Source organism: Limimaricola litoreus (assembly GCF_024159025.1).
GTDB lineage: Bacteria > Pseudomonadota > Alphaproteobacteria > Rhodobacterales > Rhodobacteraceae > Limimaricola > Limimaricola litoreus.
Map to the genome: position 1 here is coordinate 1 of NZ_JAMYXC010000011.1, position 15,165 is coordinate 15,165.

The following is a 15,165-nucleotide window of genomic DNA, read 5'->3' on the forward strand; positions in this document are numbered from 1 at the left end:
ATGCCGGGGCGGTCGGAAAGGCCCGCATAGACCATCTGCCCGCCGCTCGGCAGCGCCACCACCTCCGGGTCGAGCGGCGCGGCGCGCCATGAGGGCACGCTCAGCGCGCGGCCCGCGCCGATCGCGCCGTTGCCGCCGAGATCGTAAAGCCGCGGCGTGCCGGTTTCGGCTGAAAACAGCACCGCGTCGCCATCGAGATCGAGTAGGGCGAGGCCGGGCGAGGCCCCGGGCTGGGCCGCGCCGCCGAGATCCTCCGCTTGATCTGCCTCGATCCCGCCGCCCGTGAGATCCCAGCTCTCGATCCGGCCTCCGGCAAGGCCGAGCGAATAGAGCCTGTCGGCCTCGGGTCCGAGGCACAGCGCGGCGATCCGCGGCATCGCGGCATCCTCGGCGCTGCGGCCGCGTTCGGTGAGTTCCAGCCGGGCCATCGCGCCTCTCCATCGGATCAAGCGCAGGTATGGCGCGGCGCGGGGCCGGGGCGCGGGCACGGGCGCGGCGCGGCCACGGCCTTTGCCGCGGTTTAGGGACGAATGCGACAAAGCCCGCCGACGCCCGGCCTCTTCCCTTGCGTCGCGAAACCTGAGAAAGAGCGCGAGACAGCCGGGGCCATGGTCGCGCTTTCGGCCGGACCCCTTGGAATGCCGACACGGCGGGTCGTGACACAGAGGTAGGTTTCTATGAAAATCGCTGTCGCAGGACTGGGCTACGTGGGCCTGTCAAACGCCGCGCTGCTGGCGCGCCATCACCCGGTGATCGCGGTGGATGTGTCGGAATGGCGCGTGCGGATGGTCAATGAGCGCGAGGCGCCAATTCAGGATGCGGAGCTGGAGCGCTGCTTTGCCAATGATGCGCTCGACCTCAACGCGACCGTCGACGCGGCCGAGGCCTACCGGCAGGCCGACTGGGTCATCATCGCCACGCCGACCAATTACGACCCCGAGACCAACGCCTTCGACACCTCATCGGTCGAAGCGGTGATCGCGCAGGTTCTGGCCGCCTCGGCCACTGCGGTGATCGTGGTGAAATCGACCGTGCCGGTGGGCTTCGTGACCGAGATGCGCGCGCGCTTCGCGACCGATCGAATCCTCTTCTCCCCCGAGTTCCTGCGCGAGGGAAAGGCGCTGCATGACAACCTGCATCCCTCGCGCATCGTGGTGGGAGAGCGGTCGGACCGCGGCCGCGCCTTTGCCGATCTGCTGGCGGGTGCGGCACTCGACGAGAACGTGCCGGTGCTGCTCACCGACCCGGACGAGGCCGAGGCGATCAAGCTCTTCGCCAACACCTATCTCGCGATGCGGGTGGCCTATTTCAACGAGCTCGACAGCTACGCGATGAGCCATGGCATGGACAGCCGCCAGATCATCGAGGGCGTCAGCCATGACCCGCGCATCGGCAGCCACTACAACAACCCCTCATTCGGCTATGGCGGCTACTGCCTGCCCAAGGACACGCGCCAGCTTCTCGCCAACTACAGCGAGGTGCCGCAGAACATGATCCGCGCCATCGTCGACGCGAATTCCACGCGCAAGGATTTCCTCGCCGACCAGATCATCGTCCGTGCGCCCAAGCGCGTCGGCGTCTACCGGCTGGTGATGAAGACGGGCTCGGACAATTTCCGCGACAGCTCGATTCAGGGCATCATGAAGCGGATTAAGGCCAAGGGGATCGAGGTGGTGCTCTACGAGCCCGAACTGGCCGCCGACAGCTTCTTCAACTCGCCGGTCGAGCGCGATCTCGCACGGTTCAAGTGCGACTGCGACCTGATCCTCGCCAACCGCCGCGATGCCGAGCTGACGGATGTGGCCGACAAGGTCTTCACCCGCGACCTGTTCGGCAGCGACTGAGACCGTCCATTTCTTGACGCCATCGGAGCGATGTCGGAGACCGTGTCGGCGCGGCCATGAAACGCGCCCATGCGATCCGACCGGAGTCCATACCCATCATGCCTCCCAAGCTCATTCTTCATATCGGTCACCACAAGACCGGTTCCAGCTCGATTCAAGAGGCTCTCGCCAAGGGGAGCATCGCTCTCGCGGGGCACCGGATCATCTACCCCTGCAAAGTCAGTCACAATTACCTGCGCGCCCATGTCGAGGCCCATACCAAGGGCCAGAAGGCTCCACCGGACCAGCCAGGTCGGCCAGGGCTGATGGAGATCGGCAGGCAGATCGGGGAAAGCGGTGCGGATTACGCCGTGATCTCCGGGGAAGAGTTCGAAGGGCTCGGAGCCAAGGAAGTACGCGCAGCTCTTTCCGATTGCGTGCTGCCACATGTTTCGGACCACTTGGTGCTGGGCTACGTGCGTCCGCATGCCGCCCGGGTGCTGTCGAGCTTTGTCGAGAACGTCAAGATCGGACAGGTACTAGACACGCCCGATCGGTTCCACCATCGCACCTATAAACGGGGGCGTTTCATCTATGCTCCGCGCTTGGCAGACTGGCACATGCAGTTCGGTAGCCGGCTACGGCTACGCGCCATGCTGCGTGATACATTGAAACACGGCTCGGTGCTGGACGACTTTGTCTTGCAGTCTTTCGGAGCGGACGCACAAGGCGCGTCCTTGCCCAACAGCGCTGTGGCCAACGAGTCTCTCTGCATCGAGGACCTGATGGTCCTGAAAATTGTCCAGAAGCAAGTCAGGCACCGTGGCAAAGCGCTGTCGATCATGCTCGGCTGGGAGGTCGCCCGGCTGCTCAATGCTGGCGAGACGCGTCGTCAGCGCACCAAGCCGGCCCTGCACAAGGCTCTGGCCGAAGAAATTCGCCGCGACTACCTCGAGGATGCGCGCAACCTTGATCATGGCCTTTTCGCCGATACCCCCGTTTTCGAGCGTGAGCTCGACCGAGCGGTCGATACCGCGCTCCCTGAGGCGCAATCCTGGCGGCCGCGCGACCATTTCTGCCACGATGCCATCATCGGCATCCAGGCCATGGCGCGGCTGGTCGACGAGATGCTCGACAACAACAAGGGCAACTGGCCGGCCTATCTGCGCGAGACCCGCTACGCGGCGATGCTTTCGGAAGGACGCACTGCCTAGGCTGCGCGCATCCGGCTCTCGATCACGTTGCAGATCCGCGCGCAGGCCGAGCCTTCGGGAAACAGGGCGTGTTCCTCCACGAAGCGCGCCATCTGCTTCGCCTTGGGGTGGCGGCGGCTCGACAGGATGGTCTCGAGGCTCGCCTCGAGACCGGCGGCATCATCGACCGGGTAGGTGCAGTTCTCGATCAGGGCCCGCCCGAAATCGCCGATCCAGCGGCCGTTGGTCCAGACGTCCTCGGTCCGGCAGAAGATGATTGGGCGGTTGGTGATCGTGTACTCGGCGACCAGAGAGCTGAAGTCGGAGATCAAGACCGCCGCCTTCATCAGCGCGGGCACGTAGCTCACCCCCTCCTCGGCCGGGTAAACCTCGGCTCCTGCGGCGCGGAACTGGTCCATGATCGCGTCATAGCGCCTGAAGCTCATGATCTTGAGGTTGCTCAGCCGCTGCCGCAGCAGCGGGTGCGGGCGCACGTGCAGCTTCACGTCTGGCCGGGCCGCAACCTTCAGCATGATCTCGTGGTAGCGCAGGAAGTTCGAGGTCTCTGTGTCGCCCTTGGGATCGCCCGGTAGCTGCCAATGCGGGGTCCAGATCACGTCGAGCCGCTCGGCCCCGGGCGCGAAATCCTCGAACGGGGTCGGATCGAGATGGCGGCGAAACTCGTCCACCTTGGTGTAGCCGGTGACATGGATCCGCGCCGGGTCGAGATGACGGCCATAGGGCTCGATGCAGGCCGGGCTTTCGGCGAAGGCCATGTCGCATAGCTTCACGTGGCCGCCCGCGTAGACATGGTGGCTCTTGGTGTCGAGCGACAGCAGGGGATAGCCGTAGGTGACGTTGGCGACGCGGGCGTGCCGCGCCGCGAAATCGGCGCGCAGGTAGAACGGGCGCTGCGCGTTGAGGCTGTAGGGGGTGTGGTAGAACACCATGTCGGCGTCGAGTTCGTAGAAGCTCGGGGTCACGCTGACATGGCCGCCATCGATCACCTCGTGGCCGTCCCTGGCAGGATACTTGGCGGCGTAGAAGGCATGGGCGTCGGCCTGCGCCTTGTCCTCGGTGCGGCAGCACAGGATGAGCGGGTGAAACCGCGGATCACCGTGCATCTGCTCGTAGAGCGGCATCAGGTTGTCGGTCTGGGTGACACGCGGGAAGAAGAAGACCACCCGGATCGGATCGCCGGGCGCGCGCGGCGGGTTGCGGTCGGTGTCTCCCGCCAGCAGCCGTGCCAGCCGGGGATCGGTTTCGGCGCGGTCGAAATGCCGCATCAGACCCGCATGGTCGGGCAGCGGCAGCCGGGTCGCCCAAGCGCCGCGCGCCTCGTCGATGCGCTGCTGCAACCCGGCGGGGGAGCGCTGGCGTTGCAGTTCGGTCAGGCGCTGGCTCAGGGCACGGATCCTAGCCTTGTCAGGGCGTGCCTGCCGAGCAGTAGTATCCGGGATATCGGAAGCGGAAGGATCGGAAACCGGGACCGGCGCAGCTGGGCGCGGCCCCAAGAGCCGCTTCAGCCGGGAGCGCAGCCGCGCTAACCGTGCGCGCAATGTGGCCGGCCGGGGCGCGGCCGACCGGCCAGGCCGAGGCCGAGGCCGCGCCAATCGTTTCTCAAGTCGGCGCAGCACCCTGTCATCGGGATGTAGCGCCAGTGCCGCGGCAAGTCGTGTCGCCGCCGTCTTTCTCTGGTCGCCGCGAAGTGCCACCTCGACATACCGCGCCAGCAATGCCTTGTCGTGTGGCCAGCGCTCCAGCCCCTCAAGGCACAGCGCCTCGGCGCGCTCTGTTTCATTGAGCGCCAAATGTGCCTGTGCAGCGCGATGCCAACCTTTGGGCCGGCGCGGCGCTGTGCGGCGCAACCGGTGCCAATGTTCTAGCGCAGTGCGCCAGTCGTGCCGCTCCATTGCGGTTTCACCCTGCACTGCAAGGTATGCAGGCTTCATGCCATCTCGCGCGATCGCCTTGGCCAAGGTTGCATCGGCCGCATCGGACTGGCCAGCCCGATACAAAGCGATGCAGGCCTTCTCGATGGCCTTGGGATGCTTTGGCGCGTGGCGCGCGACCTCGTTCCAGGCATCGGCGGCGCGTGGCCAGTCGCCCTTGGTCCAAGCAGTTTGCGCTTCGAGGAGAACCCCGGGCAGATCAGGGTCAGTCATGTGATGGCAAATCCTTGGGACTAATCGTTGATCATGGCGAGAGCGGCTGGCGCTTGGCAATTGCACCATTGTATAGAGCCGCCCAACGGCCATCAACATGGACCCGAAGCAGCATCGGGTGAGCGGAGGGCGCAATGGCAGAGAAAAGAACGGCAATCCTGCACCTGGGGACCTACAAGACCGGATCGAGCTCCTTGCAGAACACGCTCTATGCCAACCGGGACGCGCTCTTCCGGGCAGGTGTGCTCTATCCCGAGGCAGGACTGGTAAAGAACCCAGAGGTCGGCCATCGTCATCGCCGGTTGCTTGCCCGTTTTATGCGCGATGAGGCAGCGCCTTACGCGATGCGCTCGCTGCGGCGGGAACTCAAGGAGACCCCGCATTCGAAGGTAGTAATATCGAGCGAGGCGTGGTCGCACCCGCGTTACCTGCCGATGCTGGGCGGCTTCACTACCGAGCTCGCCGATATTGGGTTCGACCGGATCGCAGGCATTGCCTTCCTGCGACGCCTGTCGGACTACAAGGTCAGCTACTACCGGCAGTTCACCATGCGACGGGGCAATGCCGTGCCCTATCCCAAATACGTTCACTTGCAGGGCCAGATGGGCGTTTTCGACTACTTGCACATCGCCCGCAATTTCCATGCGATCTTCGGCGAAGCGCTCACTGTCCTAAACTATGCCCAGACCGGAGACACGACTTCGCGTTTCATGCAGGCGGCGGGGCTGCAGGGCATCCTGCCTGCCACGCAAAACGAGTCCCGCGCCAACGTCAAAAGCGACGGCGCGCTCGGTGCCGAGGTCCTGCGCCGCACGAACAAGCACGGGATCGAGCCGGCGCAAGGCAGGGTCTTTCTGGCGTATTTCCGTGAGCGGCATCCCGATCTCTTCGTACAGAACTGGACCGAGCGGGTTGCGCCGGAGCAAAAGCGTTATGGCCGGGGCTATCGGTCCGCACTGGCGCAGGTCCTGGGCTGGCCGCGAGACGAGGTGCAGGCACTGCTGGAAGACCGTCCGGTCGAAGGCCGCCCTGTCGCAGAAGCCAGCAAGATCATTGAAACGGCGCTAAAAGACTGGCGGGCCTCGCAAGGCAGCTCCCCGGCCGCCTAGCCGGTGCGCATCTTGTCACGGATCATCGTGCTGGAGATGCCCTCGGTGCGCGGCATGTAGACCACCTCGCACAGGTCGGAGAGGAAATCGAACTTGCCGTGCCAGTCGTCGCCCATGGTGAAGATGTCGACCTTGTAGAGCTGCACGTCCTCGCGCTTCTGCTCCCAGGTGTTCTCCGGGATCACCAGATCGACATAGCGCAGTGCCTCGAGATGCGCCTTGCGCTCCTCCCAGCTATGGAAGGCAGTCTTGTCCTTGAGCGCGTTGAACTCGTCCGTCGAAAGCGCGACGATCAGGTAGTCGCCGAGCGCGCGTGCCCGCTGCAGCAGCCGGATATGGCCGTAATGCAGGGTATCGAAGGTCCCGTAGGTGATGACCCGTTTCATGTGTCCCCGCAGGTGGATGCGCTCAAGGCTAGCCACTGCTCTAGACGCTAGGTCGCCTCCTGACAACCGTCAGGCAGCTTGGGCCAGCGCGGTGGCCAGATCGGCATGGCGGTCGCGCAACCGCGCGTCGAAACCGGCAACCGAAAAATCCAGCCCCGCATCGGGTAGGGCCCGGCGCGCCGCGGCGGCGGGATTCAGCCCTGTGCCGAGGAGGGCGTTGCCCGCGGCGAGCGCGGCTCGTCGGTCGGGCTGCAGGCGGATCGCTCCCAGCATTCCCGCGCGCTGCGCCGGGTCCGTCACGGCGACGAGCTGCGCCTCGCGCCCGCGGGTCTGGCGCCGATAGGCCGGGCGCGAGGCGCCGTTCCAACGCCCCAACGCCCGCGCCGCGCATCGCAGCGCCAGCGGCTCCTGCGCGAAGGCATGGTCGCGGGCCCGCGCATAGCGCAGCAGCTTGAGCTGCCAGTGCAGCGGGGTGAAGCCGTCGAAATGCACGAGCCAGCCTTCGTCGAGAAGCGGGCCCTGCACCACGCGCGGTGTGAGCCGGGCGCGCAGCGCCCCCAGCCGGCGCGGCCGGGGAAAATGCATCCACGGCTCCAGCGGGGCGCCACATCTGAGAAAGGACTTCCCGAGGGCATGACCGCTCAGCCCGTGGCTCAGGAAGAGCGCGGCGGCGCCATAGGCCCGGGCGATCAGCTCGGGGTCGCCCGGGACTCCCTTGCGGAAAACACCGTCATAGATATCGCGGGGCTCGGCCTCGGCCTTGAACACCCGCTCGGTCATGCGGATCCGGCAATGCGTTGTCTCAAACGGAAGCGCCGCAAGTATCTCGGAGAAGGGGCGGGACGCGACGGCGAGCTCGTCGGCATCGCAATAGAAGAACCAGTCGCTGCGGCACCGGGCGAAGGCGTGGCGGGCATTCAGGATCTGTCGCCGTTCCTGATCGGCGGGACGTCGTCCGGAAAGCTTTCGCCAATAGTCGTCGTCACAGGTCGTCAGCCGAAGCCCGGGCAGGCCCGACAGCACCGCCTCGATGGCGGGATCGGGCCTGTCGAGGCACAAGTGAACCTCTTCTGCGCCCAGATCGAGGTAATGCGCCGCGAAGGCCGCGAGCACCTCGATCGGCTCGTCCACGGTCGCGTGTACGCTCCAGCGCGCCACCCGGCCCGCCTACTGAGCCGGAACCGGTTCGCGCTGCGCGACGGACGCAGGGGTCGCTTCAGGAAAATGCGTTTCCCAGAAATCCCGCGCGGCCAAGCGTTCGTAGCCTTCGCGATGCGCGGCGCGCAGCTCGGGATACGCGCGCCGCCAGCGCCGCGCGAGTTTCAGGGCACGCCACATGATCCGCGCGAAGCGCACCTTGTCATGAGTCACCTCGTAGCCCCGGCCCTGCGCATCGCGGAACCGGACCCGGGCCTTGCCCCAGAGCGGCCAGATCAGCCCGCGCTCGGCAGGTGCGACCTCGGCGGCACCGGCAAGGCGGCTCCACAGCGGCACCAGATGACCGTTCAGGGTCAGCTTCATCAGCTGGCCCCACCAACGCGGTGGCTCCTTGGAGGCGGGCAGGGGTGCGGCATCGGGCATCGGCTTCCAGGCCTCGTCGCGCGCCAGGGCCGAGATCTCGGGACGGCGCTTCGACATGTCGGCGTTCTCCTCGAAGAACTCCGGCCCGCGCATCACGTCCTCCCAGGCCGCGAGCTGCGCCTCGGCGCTGTCGTAATGCATGCGGATGATCGAACGCAGCAGGAAGTGCATCGCGATCCTGGTGGTGCCGGTCGGCCCGATCTCGAGATGCGGATGCACGAGGTGCTGGTGCAGGTGGTTGCGCAGGTCGAGATAGAGCGTGAGCGGGCTTTCCTTGGCCGAGAAGTCCTCCTGGAACGACACCACGCCGTTCAGGGTCACGGTGTCGAACGCGTGCGCGAGGCTGAAGGAGATGTCGTCGCCGCGCACGAAGAAGGGGAAGGGGAAGCGCCGTGCTTGGGCCACCGGGAAGGCGAAGAACCACCAGCCGCCGTAGAAGCCCGGCGGCTTGGGCGCGGCGGCGGCAAGTTCCATCTTCGAGACCGCCACGCCGTTGCGAAGATCGGTGCCGACGAATTGCGGACGGCACATGCGGTGGAAGACGGCGCCGTTTTCCCACATCATCCACTTGCGCGCCTCGGAGATCATCGCGCCCGAAACCGCCGCCGCCTCGGAGCGGGCGAGCCGCAGGAAGGCGATGGTCCGCACGAGGTTCTCCATCTGGAACGAGGCGTCGTCGTCCATGAAGAGGCAATGGGTGAAGTCCCCGTCCTGCGCCAGCGCGAGACCGCGGGCGAAGCCGCCGGCGCCGCCCAGATTGGGGTTCTCGACCCGGCTGACGCGCGGATGCGGCGCGATCTCGGCGGTGCCGCCATTGTCGACCACGAAGAGATGCGCCTCGGCGCCGAGACGGTCGCCCTCGCGATCAAGGAAGGCCGTCATGCGCTCTGTGGTGGCGGCCACCTCGCGCTCGCGCCGGAAGGTGGTGATGGCGACGGCGAGGCGCACCTCGCGCGGTCCGTCCTGCGGCCGGGCCACGAAACCACCGGAGTCGAGCCGGGCCGGGCCATGCGCCACGAGCCGCAGTTTGAGCAGCCCCGTCTGCGGCGGGAGGCCTTCCGCATCGCCGCCAAGCGCGTGGAATAGATCGAGGGTGACGCCATCGGGGCTCAGGTCGATCATGGTCTCGGCCAGGATCTCTGCGTCGTGCAGCGCCTTTTCGCGCGTGATCTGCGCGGCGACCCGTCCTTCGCCACTGAGCCTGACCGCCAGCCCACCGAGAGCGCAGGCCCGGCTCCAGACGCCGAGGTTGAACAGGTTCATGTAGGTGCCGAACAAGGCGGTGCCGCCCTCGGCGAAGCGCAGCGCGCCGCTTTCCAGCTCGAGGGCCACGCCGGTGTCGCGATGCACGTAGAGATCGGCCTCGCCGCAGATCGCCGGGTCCGGCATGACGAGGGTCTGCAGCAAGATCTCGCCTTCGGCGATCGGGCAGGCGGTCTGGGTCATCTTGGCTGGAAATCCTCGTTACGGCCGGGCGCACGGCGCCGGTTCAGTTCTCGATGATGCGCTTGTGGTGGCGGCTAATCAGGATCAGCCCCAGCAGGATCAATACAGCGCCGGTACCGAATGTGTAAGTGTAGGAGACGTAGGAAGCTTCGTAGATCGGGTAGAAGCCGCGCCGCATTTCTCCGACCGCATGCAGCAGCGGGTTCCACCAGAGGATGTCTTGTGCAAGCTGAGGCATGTCCTCGTAGAGAAAGAATACGCCTGAGGCAAGGAACAGCGGGCGGCTGATGATGCTCCAGATCCGGCCCCAGACCGGGAACAGACCATTGAGCAAACAATTCATCAGGCCGACACCGGCCCCCGCTACCGCCACCATGGAAAGACTGATCAGGATAGGGCCGATCGTGATCACCGCGCGGGTTTCCTGAAACAGCAAGATACCAGTGATCACGATGCAGAAAACGGTGATTTCGGTAAGAAGCGCTAATATGTAACGTGCCAGTATCGCATCGAGCCAGGTGACGCGTGGATAGGCCAGCAGCGAGCGCGAGAAACGCAAAGACTTGGTCAGCTTGCCATTGAGGCTCATGAAGGCGCTGAAGGGGAGGAAACCGGTCGCGTAGAACAATACGAAGCTGGTTCCCAGCGAAGGCGCCCGTAGAACAATCGAAAAGGCAAAGGACAGCAGCACCACCGCCCCCACCGGCTCGAGGATGACCCACAGATACCCGCCTGGTGAACGGCCATAGGTAGTACTCATCTCACGCAGCATCAGCGCGAAGATGGTGCGCAGGCTCTGGAACCGGGGCGGCGTGAAGACGGGAAGCGGGGAGTGGGTCATCCGCGATGCAAAGCATTTTGCCGTCACGGCAGCAAGTCCCGCCGCCGTGACGTCTTGTGGGACGGGATCAGACGATGGCGAGGTCGTTGGCGAGAGAGGCGATGTCGGCTTCGCCCTCGAGCACCAGCCGCACTCCGGTCTCGAAGCGGAACACGAGGCCCTCGTCGGTCGCGCGGGCCATTCCCGTCAGATCGTCGAGAGTCAGATCACCGTAGCCGATCGCGGCCGTGTCGAATTCGAGCCGATCATTCCCTGCCTCGAAATCGGTGATCCTGTCGTTGCCACCATTGTAGACGAAGACATCCGCGCCGCTGCCGCCGGTCATCTTGTCGTTCCCGGTGCCGCCATCGAGCCGGTCCCGACCGCTGCCGCCGAAGAGCTGGTCGTGGCCATCTTCGCCGAACAGCTGGTCGAAGCCGCGATCGCCATGGAGCACGTCTCCACTGTCGCCACCATAGAGACGATCACCCCGACCGCCGCCATGCAACTCGTCGCCAGCGATGCCGCCATAGAGCCGGTCCTTGCCGCCGCCACCGATCAGCAGGTCGACCTGGTCGCCGCCCTCCAGCAGGTCGCGGCCGCCGCCACCATGCAACGTATCGGCGCCGGTGCCGCCGAACAGCCGGTCGTTTCCGCCGCCGCCCTTGAGCGTGTCGGACCCATTCTGGCCCCAGAGCTTGTCACGGCCGCCACCGCCCACGATCTTGTCATGCGCGTCACCGCCGCGCATCCTGTCATGGCCGGCCTGCCCCAGAAGCGTGTCGTTACCCTTGCCACCATAGAGGCGATCATTGGCCCCGCCGCCCTTGAGCAGATCGTCGAACTCGTCGCCATAGAGCCTGTCCCGGCCGCTGCCGCCGAGCAGCGTATCTGCCCCCTTGCCGCCGCGCAGCATGTCATCGCCGCCCTTGCCGACCAGCCTATCCTCGCCACCATTGGCCCAGATCGCGTTGTCGGCACCATTGCCATGGATCACGTCGGAGCCGTTGCCCGAGGCGTAATCTTCGATCACCGTATCCTCGGCGATCAGGATGTTGTCGATCTGGCCCATCACGTCGGAGATCGAGCCCGGGGCGAGGTTCACCGTCTGGGTACGGCCATCATAGCTGAAATCGACCTTGTCGTGCCCCCCCGCATCCTCGATCAGCAGGGTGAAGGCGTAGTTGCGGAACACCGATGTGTCGCGCGGCTCCATCGCGCGAAACATCTCGCCCAGATAGTTGTCCATGTTGGAGTTCACGCCCCAGACCGTGTCGCCCTCGGTGGGGGTGTTGCGGCTCTCGCCATAGATCCCCCGCACCGCCAGCAGGTCCGCTTCCATCAGGCCGACATTGACCGCACGGGTCGCATCGAGATGCGGGTTCTCGTCCTGCCCGAAATAGGACATCACCGACATCTGCCAGCTGTCGTTGCCGAACTCTGCGTGGCGGTCGAAGTCGGCAGACGTGTTGTAATCGCCGGGATGGCCCATCCCGAGAACATGTCCGATTTCGTGGAGATAGGTACGGAAGGCATAGCTGTCGATCGTGCTGCCATACTCCTCGACCCAACCGTTGCTGATATTGATGTGCGCCGAGGTGATCACCCCGTCGGTACCGAAGGATGCAGCGACATTGGCGCCGCTGCGGTTATCACCGAAGGTCAGTTCGGCGCCGCGGCTGACTTCCTTGAAATTGACATCGACCGCGCCTTCCCAGGCATCCATTGCCCAACGCGCCAGCTTCTTGCCCCCGGCAGACAGCCCGCTCAGATCCACCCTGATCGGATCGCCGTCTTCCGGGCTGAAGAAATACTGGGTGCCGCCCGTATCATGATAGTAGCCGGTGGTAAGGTAATCGGCGATCTGCTGGGGGGTCGCGTCACGAGCCAAGGGGAAGTCTCCGTCAGGATATCAGTGAACTGCCCCCAAATGCCTGCGGATTCCGGCGAAAAAGGGGCATCTCACCCTACTCGGCAAAGTATTCCATGATTTCATCAAGCGACCGTTAAAGACGACAATGCAGGCTGCAACTCGCCAAAACAAAGGCTTGAGACGAGCGGTAAATCGCTCATTGATTGTGCGTTACGTCAGGTTTTCAATCTGCTCTGACATCCATCCTCTCGAGAAGATCCCAAGCGGCCTTCGGAATATCCGCCATATGCCTTTGCCGCAGCCGCTCCAGCGCCAGATGCGTCACCTCGGCTTCGGGGTGGGGGCGCAGGCGGGCGACGTCTTCGAAATCGGCGAAGAAGGGGGCCCCGGCGAGCTCTCCCAACCAGTCGTGGATCGGTGCGAAGCGTTCGACCATGGCGGAGCGCGCAGCCGCCCCAAACATTTCCACCTCGGCTGCCGGCGGAAGATCCAGCTTGGGGCCAAGTTGCAGCAGCGACAGGAACAGCCGATGCGCCACCGCCGGCTCGAGCGCCGCGTTGCCGCGCCTCGCGATCTCGATCAGCCCGCGGTGCAGGCTTTCGTTGACCCGGCGCGCGCGGGCGGGATCGGTGGGCATCGGCAGACCGGCGAGCGACATGAAATCCTGCACCGAACCGCCAGAGGCCACGACCTTGTCATAAGGCCTCAGCCGCAGCTGCGCTTCCGGCAACTGCTCGATCCAGCCCGAAAGCATCTTGCGGTAATCGAAGTGAATGTTCCGATAATAGTGCTCCAGCGCCTCGGGAAGCGCCCGGGGAGCCTGGCCGAAGCGCAGCCTCTGCCCATGCCAAGAAATCAAGTAATCGTCGATCCGGCGCAGCGTGGCGGTGATCGTGATATCGGCACCTTCGAAGAACTTGCCCAGCCGGGTAATCATCTTAGGCGAGATCGCCGCGAAGTTGGCGAAGACCTCGGCCGCGAGGATGACGACCTTCGGCTCGAAGATCTCGATCTGCCTCTCGATCGTCTTGAACATCGCCGGCGTGCCGGGGAGCCCCTTGTGCAGCGGCGGCACCGGGGTCTTGTTGGCTTCCGAGATCATTCGGAAAGCCAGCGCATTGTGCGCCTCGGTCATGTTGACCGGCATCGGCGCATCGGGGCGGTCGCCACCGGACATGGCCCGCTCGAGCAGGGTGGCAAGGCCCTGGCTCTCGGTCGCAGGGTAGAGGATGCCCTGCCGCAGCAGCGCCAGCGCGTTCTGGGACAGGTAGGTCTGTAGGGCCGATGAGCCGACCTTATGATGGCCGACGAAAAGGATGACCTGCATCGGCGCATCTCCGTTCACTATCATATCGATCCGGCCGGACCGGCGGGGCCTTATCGAACCTTCGCTCAATGAAGGCAAGGATCCGAATGATGTCTGAACATCAGTCAAGACCTTTGATCCCGCATGACCTGCCCCCCGCCGGTCCCTCGGTCATAGCGAGAGTTTGCGGGTTTGAGATTGGTAGTTGGACTGGTCGTTTCGGGCAAGCGCGCGGGGCGCGGCGCCCTCAAATTGCTCAAGCGTCCGGCGCGCTTCGAGCGGCGTCTGGTTCCCAAGCGAGGAGTGCGGCCTGACGGCATTGTAGTCGTAGCGCCAGAGAGCCAGCTTTCGCCGGGCATCGTCCAAGGTGTCGAAGATCTCCTCGTTCAACAGCTCGTCGCGAACGCTGCCGTTGAATGACTCGATGAAGGCATTCTGCTGCGGCTTTCCGGGGTCGATGTAGTGCCAGGGGGTCGCGTTCTGGTCGGCCCATTTCAGAATGGCCCGACTGGTGAACTCCGTTCCGTTGTCGCTGACAATGCAGGAGGGTTTCCCGTAGATCCGCACCAGCGCGTCCAGCTCGCGCGCGACACGGGCGCCCGAGATGCTGGTGTCAGCGATCAGGCACAGGTTCTCGCGGCAGCAGTCGTCGATCACCGCGAGGATGCGGAACTTGCGCGAGGCGCCGAAGCTGTCCGACAGGAAGTCGAGTGACCAGCGAGCATTGGGATGCGCCGCCTCCGGCCTCGGCGTGCGCGTGCCTCGAGCCCGCTTGCGGCCACGTCGTCGCTTCACCGCCAGCCCTTCCTCGCGGTAGAGCCGATACAGCTTCTTGTGGTTCATGATCATGCCTTTGCGTTCCAGCAAAATGCCAATCCGGCGGTAGCCGAACCGACGCCGCTTCCCGGCGATCTCCTGCATCTCCTTGCGGATCTCGGGGCAGTCCGGCGGGCGTGGGCGCCGGACTGTCTTGGGGTCGACACCGACAAGCTGGCAGGCCCGGCGTTGCGAGATCTTGTGATCCCGCATCACCCGCAGCACTGCCTCTCGCCGCCTGGTCGTTCGCCATTGTCGCTCGGACCAATGGCGCGCAATGGCTTACCGTCAGTTCTTTCCCAGCAGGTCTTTCAGAACCACGTTGTCCAGCATGGTATCGGCCAGCAGGCGTTTGAGCTTGGCATTCTCATCCGTCAGCGTCTTCAGCTTCACGGCGTCGGACACTTCCATGCCGCCATACCTAGCCTTCAGCTTGTAGAACGTCGCCGGGCTGAGCCCATGGCGGCGACAGACTTCGGCAGTCGGCATCCCAGCCTCTTGTTCCTTGATCATCCCGATGATCTGCGCCTCGGTGAAGCGGCTCTTTCGCATCGTCTGCTCCTTCGCGATTGCTCTGCCCCCTGAAAACTCGACCGTCTGAAGCTGGAGTTTTTGGCTAAGCTTTCCTGGCTGGGAGAGGAGCTGAG

The 15,165-nt window shown here is 64.9% G+C and carries 11 protein-coding genes and 1 pseudogene; 3 read left to right on the top strand and 9 right to left on the bottom strand.

All coding sequences use genetic code 11. The annotated features are described in order from the left end of the window. The coding region (locus NHG85_RS00395) for a hypothetical protein (RefSeq protein WP_253328723.1) at positions 1 to 428 on the bottom strand (428 nt) is incomplete at its 3' end. 249 nt (positions 429 to 677) lie between these two features. On the opposite strand from NHG85_RS00395, the gene NHG85_RS00400 reads away from it, so the two are divergent. Then, positions 678 to 1,844 (top strand): nucleotide sugar dehydrogenase, encoded by a 1,167-nt coding sequence (locus tag NHG85_RS00400; protein ID WP_253328725.1) that lies wholly within the window; start codon positions 678 to 680, stop codon positions 1,842 to 1,844. Between the two features lie 56 nt (positions 1,845 to 1,900). Next, positions 1,901 to 3,037 (top strand): hypothetical protein, encoded by a 1,137-nt coding sequence (locus tag NHG85_RS00405; RefSeq protein ID WP_253328728.1) that lies wholly within the window; start codon positions 1,901 to 1,903, stop codon positions 3,035 to 3,037. On the opposite strand, the gene NHG85_RS00410 is transcribed toward NHG85_RS00405, so the two are convergent. After that, positions 3,034 to 5,181 (bottom strand): CDP-glycerol glycerophosphotransferase family protein, encoded by a 2,148-nt coding sequence (locus NHG85_RS00410; RefSeq protein WP_253328730.1) that lies wholly within the window; start codon positions 5,179 to 5,181, stop codon positions 3,034 to 3,036. The two genes, NHG85_RS00405 and NHG85_RS00410, sit on opposite strands and share 4 nt — an antisense overlap. A gap of 134 nt (positions 5,182 to 5,315) precedes the next feature. Here NHG85_RS00410 and NHG85_RS00415 point away from each other — a divergent pair, with 134 nt between their 5' ends. Next, positions 5,316 to 6,290: a hypothetical protein gene (locus tag NHG85_RS00415; RefSeq protein ID WP_253328732.1), complete on the top strand. Its 975-nt coding sequence runs from the start codon at positions 5,316 to 5,318 to the stop codon at positions 6,288 to 6,290. On the opposite strand, the gene tagD is transcribed toward NHG85_RS00415, so the two are convergent. The 7 genes and pseudogenes from tagD to NHG85_RS00450 form a co-directional block, all read right to left on the bottom strand. Then, positions 6,287 to 6,676 (bottom strand): glycerol-3-phosphate cytidylyltransferase, encoded by a 390-nt coding sequence (gene tagD, locus NHG85_RS00420; protein WP_253328734.1) that lies wholly within the window; start codon positions 6,674 to 6,676, stop codon positions 6,287 to 6,289. The two genes, NHG85_RS00415 and tagD, sit on opposite strands and share 4 nt — an antisense overlap. 69 nt (positions 6,677 to 6,745) lie before the next feature. After that, positions 6,746 to 7,834: a glycosyltransferase family 2 protein gene (locus NHG85_RS00425; protein ID WP_253328736.1), complete on the bottom strand. Its 1,089-nt coding sequence runs from the start codon at positions 7,832 to 7,834 to the stop codon at positions 6,746 to 6,748. A gap of 9 nt (positions 7,835 to 7,843) precedes the next feature. Continuing rightward, on the bottom strand, positions 7,844 to 9,703 hold the full coding sequence (locus NHG85_RS00430) for a glycosyl transferase (RefSeq protein WP_253328738.1): 1,860 nt from the start codon (positions 9,701 to 9,703) through the stop codon (positions 7,844 to 7,846). 43 nt (positions 9,704 to 9,746) lie between these two features. Beyond that, complete coding sequence (locus tag NHG85_RS00435) at positions 9,747 to 10,544, bottom strand: ABC transporter permease (RefSeq protein WP_253328741.1); 798 nt, start codon at positions 10,542 to 10,544, stop codon at positions 9,747 to 9,749. A gap of 67 nt (positions 10,545 to 10,611) precedes the next feature. Continuing rightward, positions 10,612 to 12,414 carry a M10 family metallopeptidase C-terminal domain-containing protein gene (locus tag NHG85_RS00440; protein WP_253328743.1) on the bottom strand — a complete coding sequence of 601 codons (1,803 nt, stop codon included), beginning with the start codon at positions 12,412 to 12,414 and terminating at the stop codon, positions 10,612 to 10,614. Positions 12,415 to 12,619: 205 nt separating this feature from the next. Beyond that, positions 12,620 to 13,723: a hypothetical protein gene (locus tag NHG85_RS00445; RefSeq protein WP_253328745.1), complete on the bottom strand. Its 1,104-nt coding sequence runs from the start codon at positions 13,721 to 13,723 to the stop codon at positions 12,620 to 12,622. 150 nt (positions 13,724 to 13,873) lie between these two features. Continuing rightward, positions 13,874 to 15,070, bottom strand: a pseudogene (locus tag NHG85_RS00450) (IS3 family transposase). Between the last annotated feature and the right edge of the window lie 95 nt (positions 15,071 to 15,165).